The following is a 26,074-nucleotide window of genomic DNA, read 5'->3' on the forward strand; positions in this document are numbered from 1 at the left end:
CTTGCATCCATCGGCCCTTGTCCCACGGGCATGGCTACGACGGCCCGAGGTCACGAACACGGACCGTCAAACGATCAAGAGCGGGCGAGGACACGATCCCCCGGCTTGCAGACGGCGACCGCCCACTGCCGCAGGCCGCTGCCCGGCGGACTCAGTGAAGGCAGAGGCAGAACGGATGGCCGGCCGGGTCCGCGTAAACCCGCCAGTTGGCGTCCGGGCGGAGCTGGTCCGTCCGCTCCAGCACGGTCGCGCCGAGGGCGAGCGCCCGCTTCTCCTCCCCGTCGAGGTCGTCCACGTCGAAGTCCAGGTGGAGCTGCTGCGGGTGCCGCTGGCCGGGCCATTCGGGCGGTCGGTAGCCGTCCACCCGCTGGCAGGCCAGCGGCGTTCCCTCGAATCCGTGCACCTCGACCCAGTCGGAATCCTCCGGGTCCGCGACCACCCGGCCGCCGAGCAACTCCGCGTAGAACTGTGCGAGCCGTACCGGATCGGCACAGTCCAGCGCCACCGCCTGCAGCTTTCGAATCACTTCCGACACCCCTCATTCCACGGCAGTACGGGAGGCGTCGTACCCGCCACCCCGGCGGACATGCGTGCACGACAGGGTCTGCTGCGGACTCGGCGTCCTGATCGCGCGGTGACCTGGGAGGATGCCGGCGCGCGACCTGCGACGTCAGCCGATGCTCTGCCGATCCTGGATGTCGCAGTCGGTGTAGACCGGCGGCCTGGTCATCAGCGCCGAGAGCTGCTGAGCCAGCTCGTTGGTCTCGGGCGCTTTGCTGTTGGCCATGGCGGCCTCGTAGGAATCGAACTCGACCACGGCGAGGTAGCGGTTGGGGTTGGCCCGGTCCTTGAGCAGGGTGCGGGAGTCGGGGGCGCCGGTCCGGCCTTCCGAGCGGGCCCGCTCCTCGTAGGAGCGCAGGAGGTTGCGCACCTCGTCGATGCGCTCGGTCTCGAAGTCGATGATCTGGGCGAACTTCATGCTTCCGGTTCCTCCTGGCGTATACCGGCCCCGCGGGTGAGGCCCTTGCTGCCGCCAGCAAACACCGCCGCACGGGCCGCCCCCGGCTCACACACCCGCCGACGCGGCAATTCCACGAGGTTGGCCGGTAGCGGGCCGACAAGTTCAACCCGCTTGCCGATATGCGCAGCTCCACCAGCTCCGGCCGATCCCCGTTTGACACGCCTCGGAGGGATGGCAGGGTGGTACGTGGGGTCATCGCTGGGAGGCTCGGCATGGTTTCCTGTGGGGCATGGCGTTCGGCGGCGCGGCAGCTTCCGCTCAGGCTCACGGCCGGCGCGTTCTTCCTGAATTCCGGGCTCGCGAAACGCGGTGCGGACGAGGCCACGGCCGAGCGACTCCATCAGTTCGCCGCCGGGACCTACCCGTTCCTGGGCGAGCAGGACGCCCAGAAGTTCGTCCGCGTGCTCTCCGCCGGGGAGCTCGCCATCGCCGCCACGCTGCTGGTGCCGCTCGTCCCTGCCGCTGTCGCCGGTGTGGCGCTGACCGCGTTTACCGTCGGCACCCTCGGGCTCTACCTCCGTACGCCGGGCATGCGGCAGGAAGGCAGCCTGCGTCCCACCGAGCAGGGGATCGCGCTGGCCAAGGACGTTTGGCTGCTGGGCATCGGCGTTTCCCTCATCGCCGAGGGCGTGAAGGAACACGGGTGACGCGCCCGAGCGCGTGGCCCGGGCCGACTGCGTGCTCCCTCTCCTGAAGCGTCCAGCACCGAGAATTCCCGTCCGGTTGAATGGATGCCGTGACGCATGCTCTGGCTTTCACCGAGGAAGACCTGCGCCGACTGGCGGGCGCACGCTCCTTCGAGCGGGGGGTCGGCTATGCGTCGGCGGTGTCCCGGCTGGAGATCGGGGGCGAGACGACCACCGTAACCGTGGACGGCACCGACGCGTACGAGGTCGAGCTGACCGAGGACGAAGACGGCCGGCTCAGCGGATGGTGCGACTGCCCGTACGGGCGGGAAGGCAACTTCTGCAAGCACTGCGTGGCGGTGGGTCTGGCCGTCCTGGAACAGGCCGGATCGGCGCCGCGGCAGCGGTCGGCCGCCGCCTCACGCACCCGGCTGCTGGACGACTGGCTGGAGTCGCGCACCCGCGAGGAACTGGCCGCCCTCATAAGGGAACAGCTCGCCGTCGACCGTGGCCGGGGCCGCCGGCTCGAGCTGCGTGCGGCCACCGCCGGGGATGACACCGCCATCGTCCGGGAGCGCATCCTGAGCCTCCTGGACACCCGCCCCTTCGCCAGCTACGGCTACGTCGAATACGCCTACGGGCAGCAGGCGGCGGAGGCGGTCGCCGCCCTGCGGGCACTGACGGCGGGCGGCCGGGCCGCCGACGCGGTGGAGGTGGCCCGCGAGGCGCTCCGGACCTTGAGCCGGACGTACGGGGAGATCGACGACTCGGACGGCCTGATCGGGGACATCGCCACCGGCCTGGCAGAGGCCCACTTGGAGGCCTGTCCTCCCGCCCCGACCCGGTGGAGGCCGCCGAGTGGCTGGTGCGCCACCTGTTTAGCTGGAGGGCGCGGGCCGCAAGGCCGAGGCCCTGGAGTGGGCCGAACGTGGGTTGCGGGGGCCGAGTCCGAGTGGGGGCCGGATGACGAACTGGTCGCTTTCGTCTGCGATCGGGACACGCGGGCCGGCCGCCTGGCCGATGTGGTCACGATCCACCGGGATCTGCTGGGGGCCCGTCCTTCCCTGACCGCCTACCAGCATCTTCGTACCGCGGCCCGTACGGCCGGGACCTGGGAGGGCGCCGAGCGCGCGGGCGCCCTGGGGGCACTGAGGGCCTCCGACCTGCCGGTGAAGGGCCGTTGGTACGGCGGTTCGGTGCTGGTCGACGCGCTCATGGACGACGCCGACGTCGAGGCCGCCTGGCAGGCCGCCGCTGACGGATATGCGGACCAGCGGCAGTGACTGGCCCTGGCCGACCGGATCCGCGACGAGCAACCGGCCGACGCGCTGACCGTCTACCTGCGCTGGATCGAGCCACTGCGTACGGAGACCGGTGACCGCACGTACGAACGCATGGCGGAGCTGCTGCTCAGCGCCCGCGCCTGCCACCGCACGCTGGGCACCGAGTCCGAGTTCGCCACGTACCTGGCCGCTCTGCGCGCCGACCGGAAACGCAAGCGGAAGCTGATGGCGACGCTTGATCAGCACGGACTGTGAGTGCTCCCTCGATCAGCTCACCCGGAGACCGCACGCCGACAGGGGCCCGCATGAACCCTCCGGACACGGGCAGTCGCCCGTATGTCCGCCGCGCCGATCGCGGCGTGGGGGGGCGATCGAGGAGGTGAGCGGTATGGCGGGAGAGAGCACGGACCCGGACGTCGTCGCGGTGATCCTCAAGGACCATCGCACCATGGAGGAACTGTTCCGCCGCATGCGGAGCGTCGAGGCCGACCGTGCGGGGGCCAGGGAGAAGTTCGCGGCCCTGCTCATCGCGCACGGCGAGGCCGAGGAGGCCGAGGTCTACGGAGCGCTCAAGCGCTTCAGGGGCGTCGACAACGAGGAGGTCGAGCACGGCGAGGAAGAGCATGCCGAGGGCAACAAGGCCCTGCTGGCGCTGCTCGAAGTGGACGACATCGGCTCCGAGGAGTGGGACACGCGGCTGGAGGCCCTGGTCAAGGCCGTCTCCCACCACCTGGACGAGGAGGAGCGGACGATCCTCAACGGTGCCAGGGAGAGCGTTCCCGACGAGCGCAGGGCCGAGCTGGGCACCGCGTTCCTGCGGGAACGCGAGAAGCAACTGGCGTCCGACTGCGGCCGCATCGAGAACATACGCAAGATCGTCGGCCGGTGATCCGGTCGAGGCTCAGGCGACGAGCGGTGTGCACCAGGTGGTAGCGCCGCTTGATGTCGTCGAAGTCGACCGTGTCCTGTCTGTCCCGTCCCGTACCTAAGGGACACGCGGCGGGCCGACGGCCGCATGGGAATCCGGTCGCCGGGTAGGCGCCGGGTGCCTTGGGCCTCGGCGCGCGAGCAGCATGTGCTGCTGAGGCACCGTGGCGGACGGCGCGCGCGGCCCGTGGCCGCCGGTGCTCCAGTCGATCACGTGCAATTCGCCGTTCGATCTCGGCGCCGCCGAAGCCCTGTGGCAGGGCCGGTCTGGACCCGGGCGGGATCACGCGGGGCGAGGCCCTCTCCGGGTCGCGGGAAGGACGGTGGGCAGACCATGGCACGCGTGAGCATCGAAGGGGCCGAGGTCGTCGTCCGGCTGGGGTTGCGGGAGGGGCTCGCCGCACGACGGCGCGAGGTCCGCGTACCCGTCTCGGCGCTGCGCCGGGTCGATGTCGAGAGCAGCTGGTGGCGCGTGCTGCGCGGGCAGCCCGGTCACGGCCTGTGGGCCCCAGGGCGGTGCGTCGGGATCCGGCACGCGCTCGGCGGTGAGGACTTCGTGGCGGTGCGGGCCGGCAGTGTGGTGCTGTGCATGGATCTGGGCCCCGGCGCGCCGTTCAGCCGGGTGGCCGTCTCCGTTGCCGAACCCGAGCGGACGGGGCAGGCCCTGCGCGCGGCGATGCCAGAAGAGCCGGCCCCGGCTTCAGGGGCACCGCAGCGGCCGCTTCTCCAGCACGAGGAGGAAACGGCGGACGACCACGGGCGGCCGCCCCTCGACGAGGAACGGGTGCGCCGTGCCAACGCCGACCGGATCCGGTGGGACCACGTCATCCACCGGGACGAGGGCCAGGGATAGGCAGCCTTTCCGGTGCGGGTGCGGCGAACTGCGGCCCGTTCCGCTACGGCTCCCCCTCTTGCCCGTCCAAGTCCTCGATGACGTGCATGGCGGCCTCCTCTGCGGAGGCGGCACCGGCATCGATGCCGACGTCGTACGCAAAGACGTTGTTCTCGTGGGGGAACGTGGTGGTCGGCGCCAGCCGGCCGGCGCGCGCACCGCCCGCCTGCGGGTCCACGGGCTCGCCCGCACCACCCGTCAGGTCCCCGATCCCGTCGCCGTCGGGCGCCTCTCCCTCGGGGAGTTCGCGGGCGAGGCGCTCGTCGAGGCTGTCCCCCCGCTCTTTCGCGAAGGGCCAGTCGGGTGGCGAGTAGCCCTGGTCGATCAGGGCATCGGTGCCGGGTTCCCCGATGCTGTCGTCCATGTCCGGCTGCCGCTCGGAGGGCTCGTCCTCGGGCTGGGGCTGGTAGACCTCGTCGCCGCGGGCTTCGGAGTCGCTCATGAGACTGTCCTCTCCTCGTCGCAGCGCCGGTTCGGGTCGCGCTGCGCGCTCTCTGTGCGTCTCCCCAGGAATGCGCAGAACACGCGGCGCGGCAGGGGACCGCGCCCGTACGACCGACCGACCACACCGGCCCCGCGGAGCACACGAAGCGCGCGCGGAAGCCGCTGCCCGGCAAGGTGCCCGAGGGACCGCCCGACGAGCGGTTCGTGTACCTCTCCGACGTACTGCCGACGGCCGGGGCAGGGCCGGACCCCGTCCCCGCAGCCCGCCAGGAGGTCAGTGGTGCGGTGACCAGAGGGCCGTCAGGTACCCCGCACCGGGGGTCAGGGCCTCCCAGCCTCCCGGAAGGTCCACCACCGCGACCGCCGAGGTCCGCAGCCCCGCCCTCAGCTCCTCCAGCAGCTTCGGCGGACCGGAACCGCACAGGGCCGAGGCCAGGTCGTGAATGCCGGGGTTGTGGCCGATCAGGGCCACGCAGCCGAGGCCGGCGGCCCGCTCCGCCAGTACGGTGACCAGCGCGTTCGGCGGCCCGCCGTAGAGGCGCTCGTCGTACACGGCGGACGGCGCCTCCGCCAGCGCCGGGACCAGCAACTGCCATGTCTGCCGTGTGCGGAGTGCCGGGGAGCACAGCGCCAGGTCGGGTGTGAAGCCCGACTCGGCCAGCCAGCGGCCCGCCCGGGGCGCGTCGGCCCTGCCGCGCTCGCTGAGGGGTCGCTCGGCGTCCTGGGCCGGATCTTCCTTGGGTACGGCCTTCGCGTGCCGCACCAGCAGCAGCCGACACGCGGCGGCCCCCTCCGAGGCCGAGGACGTCGTGGGTGGGGCGGGACCCGAGGACATGGCCGCCTCCTTCGCCGCGGGGTACCCGTACACGGTCATGGTGCGGTCCGTGCGGGATCGGCGCACCCTCACCCCGGCCGGCGAGCACGGACTACGCTCCGCAGGATGGAACGCGCAGAGGTACTCAAGCGGGTGATCGGCATCCTCACCGAAGCCCAGGACATCCGCCGGGCCATCGAAACCGGCCAGGACCACGACGGTTACGGCGACGCCCACGGGGACGGTGACGACGGCCCCGGCGCGACGGCCGGTGTGGCCACCACGCTCCTGAACGAAATCCTGCCGTCCATCAGCGTGCCGGCCGACGCGTCTCCTCAACAGGTGGCGGCGCTGGTGGCCGAAGCGCTCGGTCCGGCCCTGCACACGATGGTCTCCGGATTCAGCCTGGCGTTCACGAGCCTCGCGATCGCGCACGACAGCGGCCGCACGGACGTCACCTCGATCGAGGTCCTCCAGGAACTCGCCCTCGAAGTCGAGGCGGGGACCTACGACGAGGGGGCGTAAAGACGCAGGTGCGCATCCGCGGGACTGGCGCCCGTACGGCTTCGGCGATCGAGACGGAATCATTCGTCCATCACCGAAACAATCAGGCATCCTGAAGACATGAACGAGCCCCCCTCCTCGATGCCCACCGATGCCCCGGCCCCCGCGGCCCGCCTGGCGGCCTTCGCCGCAGCCCTCGCCGACGAGACGCGGGCCGCGATCTGCATGACGCTGCTGGAGGGCCGCGCCTGGACCGCGGGCGAGCTGGCCCGGATCACCGCCGTGGCGCCCTCCACCGTCAGCGGCCACCTGACCCGTTTGCTCGACGCCGGCATCTGCGTGACCGAGCGGCAGGGGCGCCACAGTTACGTGCGCATCGCCGACGCCGCGACCGCCCGCCTGGTCGACGAAATCGCCTCGCACGCGATTCCGGACCGGGACGCGGCGCATGCCGTACCGGTGGTGGCCGCGCCGGACCCGCTGGCTCGCGCACGGACCTGCTACGACCACTTCGCCGGGCGGTTCGGCATGGCGGTCACCGATGCGATGGGGCGGCGCGGGCTGCTGCGCACCCAGGGCGTGTTCGAGCTGACGGATGACGGCCGGGCCTGGTGCACCGAGGCCGGGATCAGCCTCGCCGGCGCCGGTTCGGGTCGCAGACCACTGGCGAGTTCCTGCCTGGACTGGACCGAGCGGCGCCGCCACCTGGGCGGCCTCACGGGAGCACGCCTGTGCGCGCGGGCGCTGGACGCGGAGTGGGTGGTGCGTCCGGCGGGCGGGGGGCGGGGGCTGGAGGTCACCGCGGCCGGGGAGCGGGCCTTCGGGGAGCTGCTGGGGATCACGCCCGCGGCGTGGAGCTGAGCCGAAGCGGAAGCCGGAGCCGGAGCCGGAGTCGGATCAACATTTCGGTCGACACCGAAACGTTCGCCCCATAGAGTGGACCAATGACGTTCCGCTCAAGTCACCTCACACCCGGCGTCGTCACGGTGGGCGCTGTTTCCTTCACCGTGTTCGCCTGGGCCTCCGCTTTCGTATCGATCCGCAGTGCGGGCGCCGCCTACTCACCTGGTGCGCTGGCCCTCGGCAGGCTGCTGTCCGCTTCACTGGTGCTCGCCGTCCTGCTCCTCGTACGCCGCCAAGGCCTGCCGCCCCGCGAGGCCTGGCGCGGCATCCTGCTGTCCGGCGTGGTGTGGTTCTGCGGCTACACGATCGCGCTGAACTGGGGTGAGCGGCTGGTCGACGCGGGTACCGCGTCTCTGCTCGTGAACACCGGGCCGATCCTCATGGCGCTCCTCGCGGCCCGCCTCCTCGGCGAGGCGCTCCCGCCGCGGCTCTTGGCGGGCATGGCCGTCTCCTTCGCCGGAGCGGTGGTCGTGGGGCTGTCGATGTCATCCGGGGACGGCGGCTCGACCTCGCTGCTCGGGGTCGTGCTCTGCCTGCTCGCGGCGGTCGCCTACGCCACCGGCGTCATCGCCCAGAAGCCCGCCCTCTCGTACGGAACGCCGCTGCAGATCACCGCGTACAGCTGCCTGACGGGAACCGCGGCCTGCCTGCCCTTCAGCGGGCAGCTGCTCCAGGAACTGCCCCGGGCGCCGGCGTCCGCCACATGGAACATGGTCTACCTGGGCGTGGTGCCGACCGCCCTCGCCTTCACGACGTGGACCTACGCCCTGGCCCGCATGCCCGCCGGCAAGCTGGGGGCGACCACGTACGCCGTCCCGGCCGTCGTCGTCCTGCTGAGTTGGGCCCTCCTGGGCGAGGTACCGGCCTGGCTGACCCTCCTCGGTGGCGTGCTCTGCCTGGCCGGAGTGGCGGTGTCCCGGTACGCGCCGCGCCCCCGGCGCACTCCGGTCGACGAAGGCGGCAAGCCTGGCACGGACCGGCCCCGGACCGAATCCCCGCTCCCCTGAACCCTGTCGGTGATCCATAGGCGATGTGTCGGTGGCTGCTGGAACCGTGGGTGTCGAGTTGCCGGCGGAGCAGTCGCAGCCGCCTTCACCAACAAGGGAGCCCCGTCGCCATGTCGTCCGCATTTTCCGCCCCCACCCCGCCTTGGAACGTCCAACGGCTGCCGCGTGCCGATGGCCGCGTCTTCCTGGTCACCGGCGGCAATGCCGGCATCGGGTACTTCGTCGCGGAGCAGTTGTCGGCAACCGGAGCCACCGTCGTACTCGGCAGCCGGAACCCCGCCAAGGCCGAGGTCGCCACGGCCTCGATCCGCGCGCGCGTTGCCGGTGCACGGGTGCGGGCCGTACGGCTGGACCTCGCCGACCTCTCGACGCTCGAAACGGCGGTGGAGTCACTGGAGGTGGAGCGCCTTGACGCGGTGGTCCACAACGCCGGCGTCGCGCTCGACGACCCGCCGCGCAGGGTGACCGAGGACGGTCACGAGCTCATGTTCGGAACGAACCACCTCGGCCACTTCGCCTTGACCCAGTGGCTGATGCCGCTGCTGTCGGCCGCACCGGCGGCCCGAGTCGTGACCATGGGCAGCTTCGCGGCGAAGTCCGAGCGGCTCGACCTGGACGACCTGCAGTCCCGGAAGGACTACCAGCCCAAACGCACCTACGGACGCTCCAAGTTGGCACAGATGTACTTCGGCGTCGAACTCGACCGCCGCCTGCGCGCTGCCGGCAGCACGGTGACGAGCATGGTGGCCCATCCCGGCGGGGCGCTGGACTCCCTCACCCCGTCACGGCCGCCGGTTCACGTACGAACCACCGGAGCCCGGCTGAGCGCGGCACCTGCGGCCCTCCTCGTCCAGGGCAAGCACGCCGGCGCATGGCCCGCAGTACGAGCGGTGCTCGACCCGGCCGTGCGTGGAGGCCAGCTGTGGGGACCACGCGTCTTCGGCCTGCGCGGCGAGCCCCGACACGAACCGATGTGGAACCACCTCGCCGACACCTCCGTCGCGGCACGGTTGTGGGACGCAAGCTGCGACCTGACCGGCGTCGACCCCGGTGCCATCCCCGGATAACCCACATACAAATATCCCCGCCTCTCGCGAGTGGAGAGGCGGGGATATTTCGCTGACGTCATCAGCCGTCATCAGCCGTCGTCGGCCGAGCGGGAGTGACGCTTCTTCCGGATCGCGCCACCCGCCACACAAACAACGAGGAGTACGAACACAACGGGAATGAGCGGGCCAAATCCCATGGTTCCGAACACGGCATCTCCTTGACCACAGAGAAATCAGCTAGCCGATACAATGCATTTCGGCGACCGTAGGCCCATGGGACCTACTCGTCCTTGAGGTAACCGCCGACGAAGCCCCGGTAGTCACCCCAGACGCGCTCCCGCTCGTCCCAGGAGCTGCCCCAGCACGACGCCGTCCAGACGGTCTCGCTCTGGGCGTTGTCGGCCGGCGGCGAGGAGATCCACTCCTTGACCGGGCTGTGGGAGAAGTCGCATCCCGGCACGTAGAGGTAGTGGGAGGCGCTGCCCGGGTACACCTTCGTGGTGTCCTTGCCCTTGACCTGGTAGTTGGTCCGCACCGTGACCCGCGAGACCTTCACGCCCAGGAACTTGTCCGTGTACGAGTACGAGGCCCACATGTCGTGGTAGCCGGCGGCCCTCAGCGCGATGCTGGAGTTGGGGGAAGCGTCGTCGCCACCGCCGGTGGACTCGCGCTCGACCACGACGTCACCGCCCGCCAGCACCGACCGCGTGATACCCGCGACAGCCGGGGACTCGGCATCCTCGAAGAGCTGCTTCATCAGGGATCGGTCCTCGAGCAGGTCGAGGAACCGGGTCTTCTGGGCGCTCGAAAGGGCCGAGAACCCCTGCACGGTCTCCTTGGCCTGCTCGTCCCCCTGAGCCGCCTTCATCGCGAGGTAGGCCTGGTACTTGGCGACCCGGGCGGCCTGCGAGACCAGGCCGTCGTCGGCCTGCGCCGAGCCGGGCACCATCGCCAGAGCTATTCCGGCAAGAGCGACGGCGGCAGTGGTGGTGAGGCCTTTTCTGATCACGGAGCGCATTCTGGTTTTCTCTCCCCTTCGCTTTCCACTCGATTAATTCGGGCAGGAAAGGGAGAGGTGCACAAAATGCGCCCCCAGACCCCGGCCCCCCGTGTCGCGCCCGCCTTTTCGATCCCCGCGGTCGCGCCTCACAAAGATTGCCCGAGCGCGTCGCGACACGTCAATCGATCTCAAATCTTTTGAGGTTCATCTGAGTTAAGGCGACCCCGCAGCCCGCCAACAATCCGGAATCAAAGAATCCGCCAATATGGAATTTACTAGTCCATGAAACTGGAACGTGCTAATGCCCCGGAATACCCGCTTTCCCCTCGCCCCGGACCCCCGCCTCCTCCCGGGCCGCCGCCGGGACCGGGTACACCGAGCCGTCGTACGAGGCTGCGAGGAAGGTGTCCGCCTCCGGTGCGTAGTGGAGGCTGGAGATGCCCGCGGTGGTCGGCTTGCCGACGTACGGCCAGGTTCCGGTGCGCGTGTCGTAGACGGCCACCGTGCCCCCGTACGAGCCGGTGGCCACCAGGGCTCCGTCGGCCGAGGCGGCGACGCACTTGACGGAGTGGTCGTGCGGGGTGGGTACGGCCGTGGCGCCGTCGCCGTCCCACAGGCGCAGGACCAGGTCCCGGCTGACGCTGGCGAACCGGCCGCCGGGCAGCGGTGCGCAGCCGTTGGCGATCCGGGTGTGCGCCTCCTCCACGCGGGCGGTCTCCTGGAGGGTCTGCGTGCTGAACCAGCTGGCCGAGGCGTCCGCGCACACCGCGAAGATCGTGTCGCCGGAGACGGCCAGGCCCTTCACGGCGTTGGCGAGCAGCGGGAGCGTCGCCACGTGCTCGACCACCCCGTCCGCCCGTACGGCGAAGACGAGACCCTCACCGGTGTAGGCGCCGACGACCACGTGCGGTACGCCGTCTCGCTCGAAGGCGGCCGCGCAGTTCAGCGGGGAGCGGTGCTGGTGGAGCGTCTCGCCGGTGTCGGCGTCGAAGACCCTGCCCAGCTGGCCGCCGGTGAGCACCCTGCCGCCCACGGGGACCAGGAAGTTGCACAGGCTGTCCGGGCGTCCCCCCTCGACCCCGTCGACGCGGACGACGCCCGCGTCCCCGACGGTGTAGGTGCGCCCGTCCGGCAGGGTGGTGACGGCGTTCACGCACCGGGTGCCTTCCACCAGCTCCAGGTTCCAGGTCGCGGAGACGGTGTCGTACGTCGCGTACGTGGAGCCGAAAGTGGCGAAGGCGAGCGTGTGGTCGTCGAGGAACGCACAGGACCGGGCCCAGATCTCGGCGGGGAACTCGGTGGTGTGCAGCGGGCGCAGCCCCTCGGCCGTGTCCCAGACGCGCAGGGAGCGGTCGTAGCTGAGGCTGACGAGGGCGCCGGTCGCGGAGTTGAGGACGAGGCGCTTGATGCCGGCGTCGTGGGCCGGGAAGTACTCGGTCTCGCCGTTCTCGATGCGGATGATGGCGCCGTCGTCGTTGCCGGCGAACACCACGCCGCCGCGCGTGATCGCGATGGTGTCCGTCTCGACGCCGTCGAGGTCGATGTCGGCGGTCATCTCACCCGTGGCCAGCGACCAGCGCTTGATCGTCCCGTCGTCGCTGGAGGAGATCAGCTCGCCGGTGGCGGGCAGCCATTCGACGGAGATCACATCGGCGGTGTGGCCCTCGAAGCGGCGGACCACCGCGCCGGAGAAGTCGTACACGCGGACCGTGTGGTCGCGGGAGGCCGTGGCGACCAGCTGCTGCTCGGGGTGGAAGACGGACATCTCCACGTCGTCCTTCTGGTCCCCCAGCACCGCGCGCAGCCGCAGGTCGGGTACCGACCACAGGCGTGCGGAGTAGTCGCTGGAGGAGGTGACGAGCAGCGAGCCGTCCGGACTGAACGCCACCTGGTTGACCAGATGGTCGTGCACGCCGCGGGCCAGGGGTGTGTGCCCGGCGGCGTCCCAGAGGATGACCTGGTTGTCGTAGCCGGCGGTGGCCACGTAGCGGTCACCGAAGGTGGCGACCCCGCTGATCGGGCCCTGGTGCTTGATCACGCGATCTTCTCCTTGAGGCTGATGGTGTGCAGCGTCTTGTCGGCCTTCGCCGTGAGGTACGAGATGTTGTGGGGGTTGGCGAACACCCCTGTCCGTACGGTGCTGCGCACGACGATGCCGTGCCGGGTCAACTGGCCGGACTTGTCGGGGTTGTTCGTGAGCAGATCGACCTCGGTGATCCCCAGCGTGCGCAGCATCTGCGCCGCGGCGGTGTAGTCGCGGAGGTCATCGCCGAGGCCCAGGGCGCGGTTGGCCTCGTACGTGTCCAGGCCGTCGTCCTGGAGCCGGTACGCGTCGAGCTTGTTGTAGAGGCCGATGCCGCGCCCCTCCTGCCGCAGGTAGAGCAGCACGCCGCCGACGCCGTCGATCATCCGCAGGGCCTCGTGCAGCTGCGGACCGCAGTCGCACCGGGCCGATCCGAAGACATCGCCGGTCAGGCACTCCGAGTGGAGGCGGACCAGGGGGACTCCGTCGGCCGGGCGGACACCGAGTTCGAGGGCCAGGTGCTCCTTGCCGTCGGCCAGGCCGTCGAAGGTCATCACCTGCGCGTCGAGCTGGGGGCCGGGCCCGAAGCCGATCGGGACGCGCACCTGGGAGCGCACCGCGGCGCGGGACCGGAGGGGCCCGGGGTGGGCCGTCCTACGGGATACTTCGGCAACTTCCTGCATGGTGTTTCCTCCTAGACGTTCGATTCGGAGGCGCCCGGCGCGGACGGCCGGACCCAGCCCTTCCGGCCGCGCCTCAGGTACCAGAGGGCGGAGCATGCGCCGAGGCCCAGCACGAGGAACGTCCCCCGTGCTCCGACGGCCTCGGTCAGTGACGGGGTGACGGCGGGCGAGAGCAGCGCGGCGCCGCCGGTGATGAGCCACATCAGCCCCGAGGCGCGCCCCAGCACCGGGCCGGGCAGGTACTTGACCCGCATCATCACGACGGTGCTGAGGACGGCGCCCTCGCCGAGCGCGCCGAGCGCGACGGCCGCGAGGAACACCGGCCACCACGGCACGGCCAGCAGCAGCAGCGACAGGCCGCAGGCCGTCATTCCCAGCGTCAGGGAGATCCACGGGCGGATCCGCTTGCGCTGGGCGACGAGCAGGTTGCCGGCGAGCATGCACGCGTTCATCACGGTGATGACGGTGCTCACGGCGCGGTCGGAGAGGAGCCAGGTGTGGCCCAGCGAGTAGACGACCAGGGCTTCGAAGCCCGCACCGCAGGTGATGGCGAGCACCACCTGCACGATGAGCATGTCGAGGACGCGGCGGTCGGCGACGATCGCCTTCCAGCCCTCGGAGAGCTTCCAGTTGCGGCCCGCGCCCGGCACGCCCGGGTGAACGCGGGGCGGGTGCACCCCCATCGCCCAGACCGCGACCGGCGCGAAGAAGGTGGCCAGGTTGAGCCACAGCAGACCCTCGTAGCCCATGAAGGGCAGGCAGAGGGAGAAGACCACGGGGCCGATGAGGGTGGCGGCGAAGAAGAGGCTGTTCAGCGTCCCTCGCGCACGCACCGGGCAGTCGGGGAACATCCCCGGCACTCCGGTCATCCAGCCCGTCCGGTACGCGGCTCCGCCGATCGCGACGAGCAGCGCGCAGACGAAGAGCGAGGCCGGGGTGGGCGTGCCCGCGTGCAGGACGAGGTTCATGACCAGGGCCGCGGCGGCCTGGAGCAGCAGACCCGGTACGACCAGGGCCCGCGGCCCCCAGCGGTCGGCCACCCAGCCCAGGGACGGCGCGAGGAGCATGCCGACGGGGACCGCGGCGGCCAGCAGCGTCATGATGGCGAGCGAGCCGGTCAGCCGGTAGGCGAGCAACGGCAGGGCCGTGGCGTACATCGCCTCGCCGATGTTGTTGATCGCGTTTCCCGCGGCGAACACCGTGAACCGCGGGTTCTGGAAGGGTGAGGGCTCCACCACCGAGTCCGAGCCGGAGGCGGAGCCGGCCTCGGGCGTGGTGGCCGCGGGAGAGCTCATCGTGCGCCGGCGTTCGGGTAGTCGCCGGTGGAGGTGGGGAGCCACAGGTCGCGCACGGCGGTCAGGACGCTGTCCTTGCGGTCGCGGTCCAGCCGGTAGAGCCGGAGGAATCCACCGCGGCCGCCGATGACGACGTACGTGGTGCCGTCCTGGCCGCGCAGCAGGGCGATGCCCTTGGGGAAGTCGGGCAGATCCTCGTGGAGCCCGAGGAGTTCACCGGATTCGTGGTCGTACGCCGCGACCTGGAGACCGTACGTGATCGCGACGAGGATGCCGTCGGCCACGACGCAGTTCTCGCCGGTGTTGTCGAGCAGCTCGGTGAAACGCTGCGCGAGTCGGGGCTGTCCGACCTCGAACTCCTTGATGCCGCCGCCACCGGTGGCGCGTACCCGGTGGCCGTCGACGAGGAGGCGCTTGGGGTAGCTGCCGAGTTCGGTGGTCCAGGTGGCCTCGCCCTCGGCGGAGTAGGCGGCCATCACCCCGTTGCGGGTGGCGATGAGCCGGCTGCCGTCCTCCAGGTAGGCGCTCGCCCAGGCGCTGGCGGGCAGGTCGTCGATCCGGGACAGCTCCTCACCGGTCGCGGCGTCGAGCTCGATCGCGCCGGCGTTGCAGGCGACGAGCAGCCGGCTGCCGTCGGGGGACCGGCTGAGCGTGTGCGAGATGGCGGGCATCTTCCGCTCCCACAGCAGCTGGCCCGCGCCGGAGACGCGGCGTACGGTCCCCGGCCAGAAGACTCCCGCCCAGCCGCCGTCGAGGGTGACGAGGCGGCGGGTGAAGCCGAGGCCCGAGAACTCCTGTCCGGCCAGGACGAGCGCCGGGTGGCCCGGGACCTGCTCGACCAGGCGCAGCAGGGCGGTGCCGTCGTCGGTCGCGGCCAGCAGGGCGCGGTCGTCGCCCGGAACGGGCTGGAGGTCCCACACGCACTGGCGCTCGTAGCCGAGCCGGGCGCGTACGGTGCCGTCCGCCGTCAGCGCGGTCACCTCACCGTCCTGGGTGAGAGTGTAGACGTCGCCGTACTCGTCGACGGTGATGTCGATGATCTGGTGGCTGAAGCCGCCGACCCGCTTGGCCACGCGCAGCTCGGGCTCGGTGTTGTCGAAGATCAGCAGCTCGCCGTCGAAGCCGCCGGTGTAGACGGAGGTGAAGTCGGGCGAGAAGACGAGGCCTTCGACGTCGTTGCGCGCGTAGTCGAAGCGCTCGCCGACGGTGCCGTCGAGACCGACCGTGATCACGCCGTTCTTGATGTTGTGGGTCTCCCCCAGTCCCGCGTCGCCGAGGGCCCACAGGCGGTTGTGCCGGGCGTCGTAGACGACCCGGTGGACGTTGGAGGTGTCGACCTGGACGACCGTCGGGAAGGAGAGTTCCGGCAGCGAGCCGAGGTGGATGCGGCCTGACCGGTCGGAGACGGCGTGCACCCCGGGGGCGTCGGTGCAGAACCATTCGAGCATGTCGTAGCCGTGCGGCCATTCGGTGATCCGCTCGATGGTGAAGGTCTCCAGGTCGATGACGACCACCTGGAAGTACCCGTTGTTCGTGTAGAGCTTGCCGTCCCAGACGCCGATGCCACGGAGCATGGTGGGGGCGGGCTGCTCGCCTTCGAGGAGCAGCGAGGTGTCGGCGGTCGCGGCGGCGTCGAGGCGGTCGGAGAGCCGCAGGGTGTCGGCGTGCCAGCGGGAGATCGTGCCCGTCTTGTCGCGCGTGATGATCCAGTCGTCGACGAAGGTGACGGCGTAGACGGGGTCGCCGGCGGGGTCCTGCGACGGGGCGGAGGAATTGGACGAACTCAGCACGTTGAGATCGCGGTCGAGCCAGTGCAGACCACCACGGGCATCCGCGCCCAGGAGGCCCCGGCCGGGACTGTTCACGATACGGGTAAGGCGCTCCAGGTTCGCCATGGGAATACCCCCTGTTGGTAAATGGGTTCAATGGGACAGCCCCCGGGGAAAGCCGATCGCTTTCCCCGGGAGACAAGTGCCCGAGGGGTTCACCCCTCAGCCGAGATGCGGCTTCCGCATCAGATGTCGTGGCGGACGACACGACGAATGATCTTCTCCATGGGAATCACCTCCCTCTACGGGTGAGATACCGGAAGTGATCCGGCCCCGGGGGCTCATATCTCGTTGCGGATGACCCGACGCACGATGCCCTTGGCCATGGAAGTCACCTCCCTCACTGCGCGATACCGGGAATGATCCGGCGGCCCCGGAGGACGCGGCTCAGATCTTGTTACGGGTCACGCGGCGGGCTACCTTGTTCACGGAAGCCACCGCCTTCGCGAATACGCCGGCGGAAGCGACCGATCCGGCCCGGAAGGGCTCAGATCCTGTTGTTGACGACGCGACGGACGACATTCTTCTTCATGGAAATCACCTCCTTCTGCGGGTGGAAAATGGCCGTGCCCGGCTGGAGACCGCCGTCTCGACGGGCATGTCTGTGGGTGTGTCCGAGGGAGCCTGGGGATCTAGGCCGCGACAGGGACTCGCTGGTGAGCGCGTACCGCGGCGACGGCGGCGTCGACGAGGCCTTCGAGCTCCGCCACCACCGAGGGGTCGGTGATGGTCCCGTCGCGGCCGACCAGGAATTCGGCGTTGCCGACGGCCACCCGCGCATGGTCGATCAGTACGGCGCCGCACCTTTCGAGGACCCTGCGCGTGTCGGGCTGCGCATCGACGCCGCCGTATGTCCCCGGGGAAGCAGTGAGGAGCGCGACGGGTTTACCGGAGAGCGAACTCGCCTTCCATGGCCGGGAGAGCCAGTCGAGGGCGTTCTTCAACGCCCCTGTCATGGCACCGTTGTAGGAGGGTGTGCTGATGATCGCGGCATCGGATGCGATGAGCAGCTCGCGTGCGGCACTCACCGCTGCCGGCCCGGGGCCCACGTCCAGATCCTCGTTGTAATGGGGAAGATCGGCGACCCTGATCTCCGACGTGTGGAATTCGCCGTCACGCCGGTCGAGAATGCTGCGGATGGTGGCGAGAGCAGCAGTGTTCACCGACTGCCGGCGCAAACTCCCCGACACGAGAACGATTCTGGCCATACCCCGACTCCCTACCGATCAGCGACCCTCCGTCTCCTTGGCGGTTGGCCTTCCTCGTAGGAATGAGATTGCCGTCTGGAGTTCAATGGCGAGAACTCGTATTTCAGGCTGAATCAAGTCGGAGCCGAACCGGTCCCGGAATCTGGCATTCCCACCGGTGCGGCTCAGATATCGGCTCGCGCTCGGGGCCCTCGCGCTGTCACGACGAGCCTGGGCGCGGCTTTCCGCGCAGCCAGGCCCGCTTCACCCGGCGCTGCGGCCGCCGCGTCGGGTCCGGAAGCCGAACAGGACGCCCCCCAGGGCGAGCAGGAGAACCGCCAGCCACGGGCCGTTCCCACCCCCACCCGTCAGCCTGGTGGCGTCGTCCTTGAGCCCGTCCCAGACGCCCTGCTTCGGCGCCTGGACGGAGCCACCCAGCCAGATCGCACCGTCAGCCGTGGTGACCGGCTTGCCGGCGGAGCCCTGCACTGCCTGAGCGACCTGCGGGTACCGCTGATGCACTTCGGCCGCGCCCACGGTGGTCAGTTGGACGTTCGTGAGGTCTGCCCCGCCGTAGACGTACCGGGTGACGCGCCGGCCGCCGCCGTCGGTGGTCTCCCGCGTGATGTCGAACTCCTTGTCACGGTACGAGCGGACGTAGTCGTCGAAGACCCGCTTCGGGCGCCAGTTGTCGTCCAGCCGGGCCGGGCCCAGGTTCCTGGAGTCGATGATCTTGTCGAACGAGGTCCTGTGCCCCTGCTGGTGCCGCTCGCGGACCCACTGCGCGATGATGCGCGCCATGAACGCGCGGCGCAGGGGTGCGCACCGGCGCGGTGTTGACAGCCTTCACCACCTCGGGCAGCACGAGGGTGCGCTCCAGCTCCTCGTTGCGGGCATCGGTGGCCGGATCGGTCTTGCACGGCTGGGAGTACGGGTCGTCGACGTGGTCCGACTTCGTCTTCACGTCGAGCAGCGCCTTGAGGATGTAGAGCGACCCGCCGTCCTCGCGCACCTCCACCTGCCCGGGCACGATCCACATCCGGGCGGAGAAGCGCCGGTGATCCGGTGGTCCACGCTGAATCCCACGAAGGTCACGATCCCGAGCGGGAGCAGGTAGGACTTCGGGGTCAGTGGCCCTTCGCGCAGCTGCCGGAAGACGATCGGGATGAGGGCGATGTCGGTGATCCATGTGGTCGTGGTCATGCCCTCAAGCCTGCTGTGAGCAGGCACGCGGCGCCTGGACCCAAGGGTGGAGACAGGGGGTGGAGATCCGCGCCGTCAAGAGGGGGATGGATATCAGGGGCGGTTCAGGGCCCACGTCTGCAAGGTGTAGGGCCGTCCCTTCTCCTCGCCCTCGATCAACGGGACGCCGAGCAGGCTGAAGCCCGCCTTCACGGCGACCGCGACGCTGGCGGCGTTCTCGGCCTCCAGCTCAAGGATCACCTGGTCCACGCCCAGCTCCTCGAAGGCATACGCGGCCATCACCCGCACTGCCCGTGCAGCCAGTCCCCGGCCGCGGTGAGCCGGTCCGACCGCGTAGCCGAGCTCCGTACCCTCGGGAGCGCGCCGCAGCATCACCTCGCCGAGCGGTGCGTGGCCGTCGACGGTGATGGCGAGCAGGACGACCGTGCCCTCGGCCCGCATCTGCCGGTCCCGTTCCAGCCGTGCGCGGGCGGCCGCTCCGTCGAAGGGCGAGACGATGGGCGTCCAGTACGCGACGTCGGGGTCGTCGAACAGCGCGGGCATGGCGGTCAGGTCCGCTTCCGTCCAGTCGCGCAGGATGAGGCCCTCCCCGGTGAGTTCGATGCGGTCGGGGAAGGACGACGTGGTGCTGCTCATGGCGGGGTGGCCTCCGTGGTCTGTTGACGACTGACCAGGGTATCTGCGGAGTCTTCGGCTCCGCAGATACCCAAACCCCTGAGCCACTGAGCCCCTGAGCCCCGGTAGGGCGGTGGGGCCGAGTCAGCGGGACGTCAACGGCCCTGCAGGGTCTTGACGTTGTCGCCGAAGGTCCAGCCCTTTGAGCCGTCCCAGTTGACCGACCAGGTCATGAGCCCCTTCAACGACCCGGCGAAGGCGTTCCAGGACTGGCTGACCAGGTTCGGAGCCATGTAGCCGCCGCCCGCGCCGGGCTGGGCGGGCAGGCCGGGCACCTGCTTGTCGTAGGGCACCTTGATGGTGGTGCCCTGGATGGTCAGGCCGTTGTTCAGGCACGTGGTCTGCACGGTGAAGCCCTGGACCGTGCCTGCCTGGTAGGAGTCGCCGGAGCAGCCGTACATGCTGCCGTTGTAGTACTGCATGTTCAGCCACCACAGGCGGCCGTTGTCGGCGTACTTCTTGATGACCGGCAGGTAGGCGCCCCAGATCGACCCGTAGGTGACGCTTCCACCGGTGACGTACGCGGTTTCGGGGGCCATGGTGAGGCCGAAGCCGGCCGGCATCTGCGCGAGGACGCCGTCGATGATGCGGATCAGGTTGGACTGGGAGGGGGACAGCGTGTTGATGTCGCCGCTTCCGGACAGGCCGGTCTCGATGTCGATGTCGATGCCGTCGAAGTTGTACTTCTTGAGGATCGGGATCACAGTCGCCACGAACCTGTCGGCGACGGTACTTGAGCTCAGGTCGATGCCGGCGGCGGCGCCGCCGATCGACATCAAGAGCGTCGCCCCGGCCGCCTTGGCCTGGCACATCTCGGCGGGGGTCGAGACCTTGACGCTGGCATCCATGCCGTCCTGCCACAGGACGGTGCCGTCCGAGAGGATCACCGGGAAGGCGGCATTGATGACGTTGTAGCCGTGCGCGGCGATCCGGCTGTCCGTGATGGGGACCCAGCCCATGCCGGGGTGGACGCCGTTGGAGGCGCCGTCCCAGTTCTCCCAGTAGCCCTGCAGGACCTTGCCTGACGGCCTGGGCTTCGTGGGACAGGTGTCACCCGGCGGGGTGGTGGTCGGTGGGGCGGTGGTCGGTGGGGCGGTGGTCGGTGGGCTGGTCGGTGGGGCGGTGGTCGGCGTGGGGTCCGTGCCGCCGGGGCCGCTGAGCGACACGTCGTCCGCGTAGTACGCGGGCTGCCCGTACCAGCCGTGCAGGTAGACGGTGACCGAGGTGGTGCTCGGCCCGGTGGTGAATGCGACGCTGAGCCGGCTGTACGACGGGCTGTCCGGCGTCCACGTGGACGTGGTGCCGGCTAGGAGGCATCTACCAGGCATCCAGGAGGGACGCCATGCCGTACCTGAACATCACCGAAGTCGAGTCCGGCGTGACCAGCCTGGCCGCCGCGTTCCCGACGGCCGACCTGATCGAGCTGCCCGAGCCGACCTTCGAGGGCCGGACCTGCCACGCGCTGCGCATCGGCACCCACCGCCTGGAGCCGAAGCCCGCCGTCGTCCTGATCGGCGGCGCACACGCCCGCGAGTGGGGCAGCAGCGAAATCCTGGTCAACCTCGCTGCCGACCTGTTGCACGCACACGCCGGCGGTACGGGCCTCGCGTACGGCGGTACGAGCTTCACCTCCGCCCAGGTGCGCACGCTCATGCAGGAGCTCGACGTCGTCGTCTTCCCGCTCGTCAACCCGGACGGCCGGCACTACAGCCAGACCGTAGATCCCATGTGGCGGCGCAACCGCAATCCGGCCCGGTCCGGCGGCAATCCGGCGGCGGTCGGCGTCGACGTCAACCGCAACTACGACCACCTCTTCGACTACCGGACCGCCTTCCACCCGCTCGCCCCCGTGCGGGTGTCGGACGACCCGGCCGACCCCGACCAGGTCTACCAGGGCCCTGAGCCCTTCTCGGAGGTGGAGACCCGCAACGTGCGCTGGTTGCTGGACCGGTTCATCCGCACCCGTTGGTTCATCGACGTCCACAGCTACACCCAGAAGATGCTCTACGTGTGGGGCGACGACCAGAACCAGTCCGTCGACCCGGCCAAGAACTTCCGCAACCCCCTCTTCGACGGCAAGCGCGGCCTGAAGGACGGGCTGCTCTACGCCGAGTTCATCGACGAGGGCGACGCCGACGACTCCGCCGTGCTCGCCGAGCGGTTCTGCGAGGCCCTGAAGGGCGTACGCGGCACGGAGTACACCCCTGAGCCCGCCTTCGACCTGTACCCGACGTGTGGAACGAGCGACGACTACACCTACGCCCGCCACATCCTCTCGGGCCAGGAGGAGGAGAAGATCCTCGCCTTCACGATCGAGTGGGGAACGGCCTTCCACCCACCGTGGGCGGAGATGAAGAAGATCGTCCTCGATGTCGACGCCGGCCTCGTGCAGTTCTGCCTGACCGCTGCCGCGTAGGACACCTGTTGAGGGCATGCGTGTGCATCACTTTCGATGCGTTTCACAATCCCGCCAAGTCAAGCCTTGGGGGCACCCATGACACAGATCCGGATTTCCACGTTCAACCTTGAGAATTTCGACGAGACCGCACCGACCGACCACCCGACACTGGACGAGCGCATCCGGCTGATGAAGCCGCAGATCAGGCGGCTTCGGGCCGACATCGCTTGCTTCCAGGAAGTCCACGGGCAAGAGCGCCCCGGCCAGCCGCGTGCGCTGCTGGCCCTCAAGGAGCTGCTCACGGGGACCAATCTCGACGGGGCCGAGCTGGTGAGCACGAAACCCGAAGACGACGCGGTCTTCGACGTCCGCAACCTGGTCATCGCCACCCACCTGCCGGTCATCAAACACGAGCAGCTGAAGAACGAGCTCGTCGCCGAGCCCCACTACCAGCGGCTCACCGCGCTGCCCCCCGACACGCAGCCGATCGCGATCGGGATCGAACGCCCCGTCCTGCACGCTCAGATCGACACCGATCACGCAGCACCCGGCCGCGTGCTGCACGTCATCACCGTGCACCTGAAGTCCAAGATCCCGAGTGAGATCCCCGGTCAGGTGATCGAGCCCAAGAAGGGCAACTGGCGCAGCGCCGACGCCTGGGCCGAAGGCAGCTTCCTGTCATCCATGAAGCGCATGAGCCAGGCCCTGGAAGTGCGGCGCCTGGTCGACCAGATCCTCAAGGACGACCCCGACGCGCGGATCATCGTCGCCGGCGACTTCAACGCCGAGCCGGAGGAGGTCCCGGTCCTGGCGATCTGCGGCAACATCGAGGACACCAACAACGGCGAACTCGCCCCGAAGGTCCTGGTCCCCATCGAACGCACCATCCCGGGCGATGCCCGCTACACCCTCTTCCACCACGGTCGCGGCCAGATGCTCGACCACATGCTCGTCACCCGCAACCTCCTCGCCCACTACCGCGGCTCGGAGATCCACAACGAGCTCCTCCACGACGACTCCCTCGCCTTCGCCACCGACGACAAATTCCCCGAATCCGACCACGCCCCCGTCGTCGCCACCTTCGAATTCGACTGAGTCCTGGAATCCGTTCGGCTCCGCCGGGTCCTGCGCGGTCGTCTACGGTCGGTGAGATCCGGTCGCCGCAAGGGCCCGGCCGCGCAGCAGCTTCTTGTCGGGCTTGCCCGCGTCGGTCAGGGGCAGTGCGTCGACGAAGTCGATGCTTGCGGGCTCGTACATGGCACCCTTCCGCTCCCGCACCATGGCCCGCAGCTCTTCCTCGCCGACGTCGCCGCCCGGCCTGCGGACGACGACCGCGTGGACCTGCTCCATGAGGTTGGCGTCGGGGACTCCGAGCACTGCGCTCTGCAGGACCTGTGGATGGGAGTTCAGCACGTCTTCCAGTTCCGCCGTGTACACGTGGCCTCCCACCACCACGATCATGTCCTTCAGCCGGTCCACGATCGTGATGTAGCCGTCCGAGTCGACGAACCCGATGTCACCGGTGTGGAGCCAGCCGTCGCGCAGTACCTCCGCGGTGAGTTCGGGCTGCTTCCAGTAGCCCTTCATCACGTGCGGGGAACGTACGCAGATCTCGCCGTACTCGCCCGCGGGCAGGTGTCGTCCGTCGGGACCGCGGGTGGCGACCTCGACACCTTCCATGGCCTTCCCGGCGGTCCGCAGCAGCTCCGGGCGGCGCGGATCGTGGTCCTGGGGGGAGAGCATGCTGATCCCGCCCGCTTCGTTCTGGCCGTAGAACTGGTTCAGTACGGGGCCGAAGCGGCGGACCGCCGCCGCGAGTCGGGTCGGGGAGGAGGCGCAGCCCCCGTACGTGAGCATGCGCAGGCTGGAGGTGTCGGTGCGGTCGACATCGGGGTGGTCCATCAACTGGTAGAGGAGCGGCGGCAGCAGGAACATGTGGGAGATGCGCTCGCGCTCGATGGCGGCGAGCACTGCACCGGCTTCGAACTCGTCCAGCAGGACGACGGTGCCGCCGCGGCGCAGCGTGGTGTCCGCCACGAGGCCCGCAGCATGCGCAAGAGTGGTGCACACCAGGGCCCTGACCTCCCCCTCCTCGGACCAGTCCGGTCCGATCGACGCGCACTGCTCGAAGGTCGTGCAGATGGCCTTGGGGTGACCGGTGGTCCCACCGGTGTGACGGATGGTGCAGATGTCCTGTGGCTGGGCCGAACCGGTCAGGACTTGCGCGGACTCCTCGGCAGCGAGCTCCACCAGGTCCAGGCCCGCGCCGGGGCCCACCTCTGCGCCAGCGCCTGCACCGAGGACCAGCACCCGTTCCAGCGGGACCCGCTGGGCCAGGTCTGCGGCGCGCGCCCCGTAGGCGGGGTCGACCATCAGCGTCCGGGTCTCGACGTCCCGGAGGATGTCGGCGTGCACGTCGGCCGAAAGGCCGGCGTAGAGGTGGTTCACGGCGCAGCCGAGCAGCCCGGCGGCGTAGCGGGCCGCGATCGTCTCGGGAATGTTGCCGGAGAGGAGGGTGACTGTCTGACCGCGCGTCACCCCCTGGGACCGCAGCGCACGGGCCATGCCGTAGACGAGGCCGCGCAATTCACCCGCGCTCACGCGCCGGCCCCGGTGCACCAGGGCCTCACGGCCCGGTTCCTTCTCCAGGGCGTCAAGAATCTCTTCCACGTGGCTGCGGAAGTGTGCGGTGGTGTCGTCCATACCCGATCCCTATTGGTTGACTTGAGCAACTAGGGGAGGGTAACGGCCGATGATCCACACGCCCAAGCCGGACGCCGACATCCAGCCAACGTCCGTACCCCCGCCCGCGGAGCTGCACCGTAAGGGCCTGACGGGCGTGGAACGGGCCGCGGCCGCGCAGGCCGGCGGGCCGACCCGTTGCCGATGATGGCCGAACTCACCCGCTGAGACCGTCCCCGCATCTGACGGACGGCATGCATCCATTAGGGAACAAAACTGGTTTTCCGCTGATGTTTCGGGACATTAGCGCTGAGGAGTGTCGGGCAGGAATCCTGGCGATCCGTGGTTCCGCGGGAGTGGCTTGCGGACCGGTCGGGCAAGGCAAGGGAGCCCCGCATGCGAGCGAACCGTACGTCCGCCATCGTCGTCGCCGCCGCTCTGGCGGCCGTCGCGAGCGCGGGCACCGCGCGGGCGGCAACACCGGGCGGCCTCGGGGCCCCATCGGCCTGTCGGCCGGCCAACCACCTCGCGAAGATCACGCAGGACCAGGCCAGTTCCGGGCACATCCACTTCCGCGTCACACTGACCGCGCCGAAGGGGTACGCGGCGTGCAGGCTGGCCGGATCCCCGACCGACGTCGTCTTCGCACACCTCGGAACGACGCTGGACGTCACGGTCGGCCGGTATGGCGACCAGACCACCGGCGTGACCTTCGGGCCGGGCCGGCCCGTCCACTTCGACATCCAGGTGCCCGACCAGGGCCACGGCACCCCCGCGGACGAGGCGTCGTTCACCCTCCGCGCCCCGGACGGCGAGATTCCGGGCACCTCCGTTGCCGAGGGCCGCTTCGAGGTGGCCCCCGGCACCGTCATCGGCCCGGTCCGACCGGGAGCCTGACACGGGTTCGGATCACCCGAGCCGGCGCTTCCCTCTCTAGTCCTCTCGGTGAATCGTGTCGAGCAGTTCGTCAGCCCAGGCGGTGCTGTAGTCGTCCAGGCGCGGCAGGCCGCCCTCGTAGGGGGAGCCCGTCCACGTGAACGTGGCGCCGGGGTTGTGCGAGGCGTAGCCGCCCGCGGCGAAGAGGTGCGGGCTGCCCTGGATCTGCGGCCCTTCGGCGGTCCGCCACTGCGCGTAGACCTCGGCACGCCCGTCGCCCCGGGCCAGCGCCTGCGCCAGCGCCTTCGCGTCGACGTGCTCGCACTGCTCGGCGATGTCGAGGATCACCGCGTGGACGCTGATGCACCTGCTGTCGGCGTAGAACGCCCGGCGCAGTCCCTCGTCCAGCTCGTCGCTGCCCCGCAGCCCGCCTATCGCGGGGTCCTTCGCGGCCTGGATCGCTTCGAGGGCCGGCAGGGTCGTCACCGGGTAGGTGTGCGCCGGGCCGTCCCACATCCGCCAGCCGAGCTCGGGCAGACGGGCGGCGATCGTCATGATCTCCGGGTCCACGATGAACTTGGGGGTGGGCTCCCGGTTGAACAGCTCCAGCGGGAAGGCCAGGTGGTCGATGAGCAGCGGCAGGGAACGGCGCCGGGCCGCGGCGCGCAGCGTGTGCAGGGCGAGGGTCGCCCAGGGGCAGCCGACGTCCGACCAGACGGTCACCGTCGGGATGTTCGTTTCAGTCACCATGTC

The 26,074-nt window shown here is 69.9% G+C and carries 27 protein-coding genes; 12 read left to right on the plus strand and 15 right to left on the minus strand.

Features of this window, described 5'->3' with window-relative positions; genetic code table 11:
* Window positions 1–151: 151 nt before the first annotated feature.
* Window positions 152–526: a VOC family protein gene (locus tag OG509_RS02400; protein WP_406179655.1), complete on the minus strand. Its 375-nt coding sequence runs from the start codon at window positions 524–526 to the stop codon at window positions 152–154.
* A 144-nt stretch (window positions 527–670) separates the two neighbouring features.
* A complete protein-coding gene (locus OG509_RS02405) occupies window positions 671–979 on the minus strand; it encodes a putative quinol monooxygenase (protein ID WP_406179657.1) in 309 nt (102 codons plus the stop codon).
* 254 nt (window positions 980–1,233) lie between these two features.
* Between OG509_RS02405 and OG509_RS02410 the strand changes: the two genes are divergently transcribed.
* The 5 genes from OG509_RS02410 (at window position 1,234) to OG509_RS02430 (ending at window position 4,710) form a co-directional block, all read left to right on the plus strand.
* Entirely contained in the window at window positions 1,234–1,668 is a 435-nt protein-coding gene (locus tag OG509_RS02410) for a hypothetical protein (RefSeq protein WP_406179659.1), read from the plus strand.
* 89 nt (window positions 1,669–1,757) lie between these two features.
* A complete protein-coding gene (locus tag OG509_RS02415) occupies window positions 1,758–2,930 on the plus strand; it encodes an SWIM zinc finger domain-containing protein (RefSeq protein WP_406179660.1) in 1,173 nt (390 codons plus the stop codon).
* 111 nt (window positions 2,931–3,041) lie between these two features.
* Window positions 3,042–3,185, plus strand: coding sequence for a hypothetical protein (locus OG509_RS02420; protein ID WP_406179661.1), 144 nt, complete (start codon window positions 3,042–3,044; stop codon window positions 3,183–3,185).
* Window positions 3,186–3,318: 133 nt separating this feature from the next.
* Window positions 3,319–3,819, plus strand: a complete 501-nt coding sequence (locus tag OG509_RS02425; RefSeq protein ID WP_406179663.1) for a hemerythrin domain-containing protein — start codon at window positions 3,319–3,321, stop codon at window positions 3,817–3,819.
* 381 nt (window positions 3,820–4,200) lie between these two features.
* Window positions 4,201–4,710 carry a hypothetical protein gene (locus tag OG509_RS02430; RefSeq protein ID WP_406179665.1) on the plus strand — a complete coding sequence of 170 codons (510 nt, stop codon included), beginning with the start codon at window positions 4,201–4,203 and terminating at the stop codon, window positions 4,708–4,710.
* Between the two features lie 43 nt (window positions 4,711–4,753).
* Here the strand turns inward: OG509_RS02430 and OG509_RS02435 are convergent, their stop codons facing one another.
* Window positions 4,754–5,191, minus strand: a complete 438-nt coding sequence (locus OG509_RS02435; protein WP_406179666.1) for a DUF5709 domain-containing protein — start codon at window positions 5,189–5,191, stop codon at window positions 4,754–4,756.
* A 276-nt stretch (window positions 5,192–5,467) separates the two neighbouring features.
* Window positions 5,468–6,067 (minus strand): SixA phosphatase family protein, encoded by a 600-nt coding sequence (locus tag OG509_RS02440; protein ID WP_406179667.1) that lies wholly within the window; start codon window positions 6,065–6,067, stop codon window positions 5,468–5,470.
* 66 nt (window positions 6,068–6,133) lie between these two features.
* On the opposite strand from OG509_RS02440, the gene OG509_RS02445 reads away from it, so the two are divergent.
* The 4 genes from OG509_RS02445 (at window position 6,134) to OG509_RS02460 (ending at window position 9,488) form a co-directional block, all read left to right on the plus strand.
* Window positions 6,134–6,532, plus strand: a complete 399-nt coding sequence (locus OG509_RS02445; protein ID WP_406179668.1) for a hypothetical protein — start codon at window positions 6,134–6,136, stop codon at window positions 6,530–6,532.
* 99 nt (window positions 6,533–6,631) lie between these two features.
* Entirely contained in the window at window positions 6,632–7,372 is a 741-nt protein-coding gene (locus tag OG509_RS02450) for an ArsR/SmtB family transcription factor (protein ID WP_406179669.1), read from the plus strand.
* An 83-nt stretch (window positions 7,373–7,455) separates the two neighbouring features.
* Window positions 7,456–8,421 (plus strand): DMT family transporter, encoded by a 966-nt coding sequence (locus OG509_RS02455; RefSeq protein WP_406179671.1) that lies wholly within the window; start codon window positions 7,456–7,458, stop codon window positions 8,419–8,421.
* 110 nt (window positions 8,422–8,531) lie between these two features.
* Entirely contained in the window at window positions 8,532–9,488 is a 957-nt protein-coding gene (locus tag OG509_RS02460; RefSeq protein ID WP_406179673.1) for an SDR family NAD(P)-dependent oxidoreductase, read from the plus strand.
* 262 nt (window positions 9,489–9,750) lie between these two features.
* Here OG509_RS02460 and OG509_RS02465 read toward each other — a convergent pair whose 3' ends face one another.
* From OG509_RS02465 to OG509_RS02505, 9 genes are all read right to left on the minus strand, one after another.
* Window positions 9,751–10,479, minus strand: coding sequence for a hypothetical protein (locus OG509_RS02465; protein WP_406179675.1), 729 nt, complete (start codon window positions 10,477–10,479; stop codon window positions 9,751–9,753).
* A gap of 289 nt (window positions 10,480–10,768) precedes the next feature.
* On the minus strand, window positions 10,769–12,508 hold the full coding sequence (locus OG509_RS02470; protein ID WP_406179676.1) for a WD40 repeat domain-containing protein: 1,740 nt from the start codon (window positions 12,506–12,508) through the stop codon (window positions 10,769–10,771).
* Window positions 12,505–13,176 carry a GTP cyclohydrolase II gene (gene ribA / locus OG509_RS02475; protein ID WP_406179677.1) on the minus strand — a complete coding sequence of 224 codons (672 nt, stop codon included), beginning with the start codon at window positions 13,174–13,176 and terminating at the stop codon, window positions 12,505–12,507. The genes OG509_RS02470 and ribA overlap by 4 nt, the downstream gene beginning before the upstream one ends.
* Before the next feature lie 11 nt (window positions 13,177–13,187).
* A complete protein-coding gene (locus OG509_RS02480; protein ID WP_406179679.1) occupies window positions 13,188–14,471 on the minus strand; it encodes an MFS transporter in 1,284 nt (427 codons plus the stop codon).
* Complete coding sequence (locus tag OG509_RS02485) at window positions 14,468–16,366, minus strand: PQQ-binding-like beta-propeller repeat protein (RefSeq protein WP_406179681.1); 1,899 nt, start codon at window positions 16,364–16,366, stop codon at window positions 14,468–14,470. The genes OG509_RS02480 and OG509_RS02485 overlap by 4 nt, the downstream gene beginning before the upstream one ends.
* Window positions 16,367–16,932: 566 nt before the next feature.
* Complete coding sequence (locus OG509_RS02490) at window positions 16,933–17,508, minus strand: NADPH-dependent FMN reductase (RefSeq protein ID WP_406179682.1); 576 nt, start codon at window positions 17,506–17,508, stop codon at window positions 16,933–16,935.
* A gap of 243 nt (window positions 17,509–17,751) precedes the next feature.
* Window positions 17,752–18,288 carry a hypothetical protein gene (locus OG509_RS02495; protein WP_406179684.1) on the minus strand — a complete coding sequence of 179 codons (537 nt, stop codon included), beginning with the start codon at window positions 18,286–18,288 and terminating at the stop codon, window positions 17,752–17,754.
* A gap of 495 nt (window positions 18,289–18,783) precedes the next feature.
* Window positions 18,784–19,326 (minus strand): GNAT family N-acetyltransferase, encoded by a 543-nt coding sequence (locus OG509_RS02500; protein ID WP_406179686.1) that lies wholly within the window; start codon window positions 19,324–19,326, stop codon window positions 18,784–18,786.
* 134 nt (window positions 19,327–19,460) lie between these two features.
* Entirely contained in the window at window positions 19,461–20,693 is a 1,233-nt protein-coding gene (locus OG509_RS02505; protein WP_406179688.1) for a chitinase, read from the minus strand.
* Between the two features lie 14 nt (window positions 20,694–20,707).
* Here OG509_RS02505 and OG509_RS02510 point away from each other — a divergent pair, with 14 nt between their 5' ends.
* Together OG509_RS02510 and OG509_RS02515 are read left to right on the plus strand one after the other, a co-directional pair.
* Window positions 20,708–21,781: a M14 family metallopeptidase gene (locus tag OG509_RS02510; RefSeq protein ID WP_406179690.1), complete on the plus strand. Its 1,074-nt coding sequence runs from the start codon at window positions 20,708–20,710 to the stop codon at window positions 21,779–21,781.
* Window positions 21,782–21,859: 78 nt separating this feature from the next.
* Entirely contained in the window at window positions 21,860–22,858 is a 999-nt protein-coding gene (locus OG509_RS02515; protein WP_406179691.1) for an endonuclease/exonuclease/phosphatase family protein, read from the plus strand.
* Window positions 22,859–22,900: 42 nt separating this feature from the next.
* On the opposite strand, the gene OG509_RS02520 is transcribed toward OG509_RS02515, so the two are convergent.
* Window positions 22,901–24,466: an AMP-binding protein gene (locus OG509_RS02520; protein ID WP_406179692.1), complete on the minus strand. Its 1,566-nt coding sequence runs from the start codon at window positions 24,464–24,466 to the stop codon at window positions 22,901–22,903.
* A 375-nt stretch (window positions 24,467–24,841) separates the two neighbouring features.
* Here OG509_RS02520 and OG509_RS02525 point away from each other — a divergent pair, with 375 nt between their 5' ends.
* The gene (locus tag OG509_RS02525) at window positions 24,842–25,342 is read left to right on the plus strand and encodes a hypothetical protein (RefSeq protein WP_406179694.1); all 501 of its coding nucleotides are present in this window, start codon (window positions 24,842–24,844) and stop codon (window positions 25,340–25,342) included.
* Window positions 25,343–25,378: 36 nt separating this feature from the next.
* On the opposite strand, the gene OG509_RS02530 is transcribed toward OG509_RS02525, so the two are convergent.
* Window positions 25,379–26,071 carry a DsbA family protein gene (locus tag OG509_RS02530; protein WP_406179696.1) on the minus strand — a complete coding sequence of 231 codons (693 nt, stop codon included), beginning with the start codon at window positions 26,069–26,071 and terminating at the stop codon, window positions 25,379–25,381.
* Between the last annotated feature and the right edge of the window lie 3 nt (window positions 26,072–26,074).

Source organism: Streptomyces sp. NBC_01006, assembly GCF_045162725.1.
GTDB lineage: Bacteria > Actinomycetota > Actinomycetes > Streptomycetales > Streptomycetaceae > Streptomyces.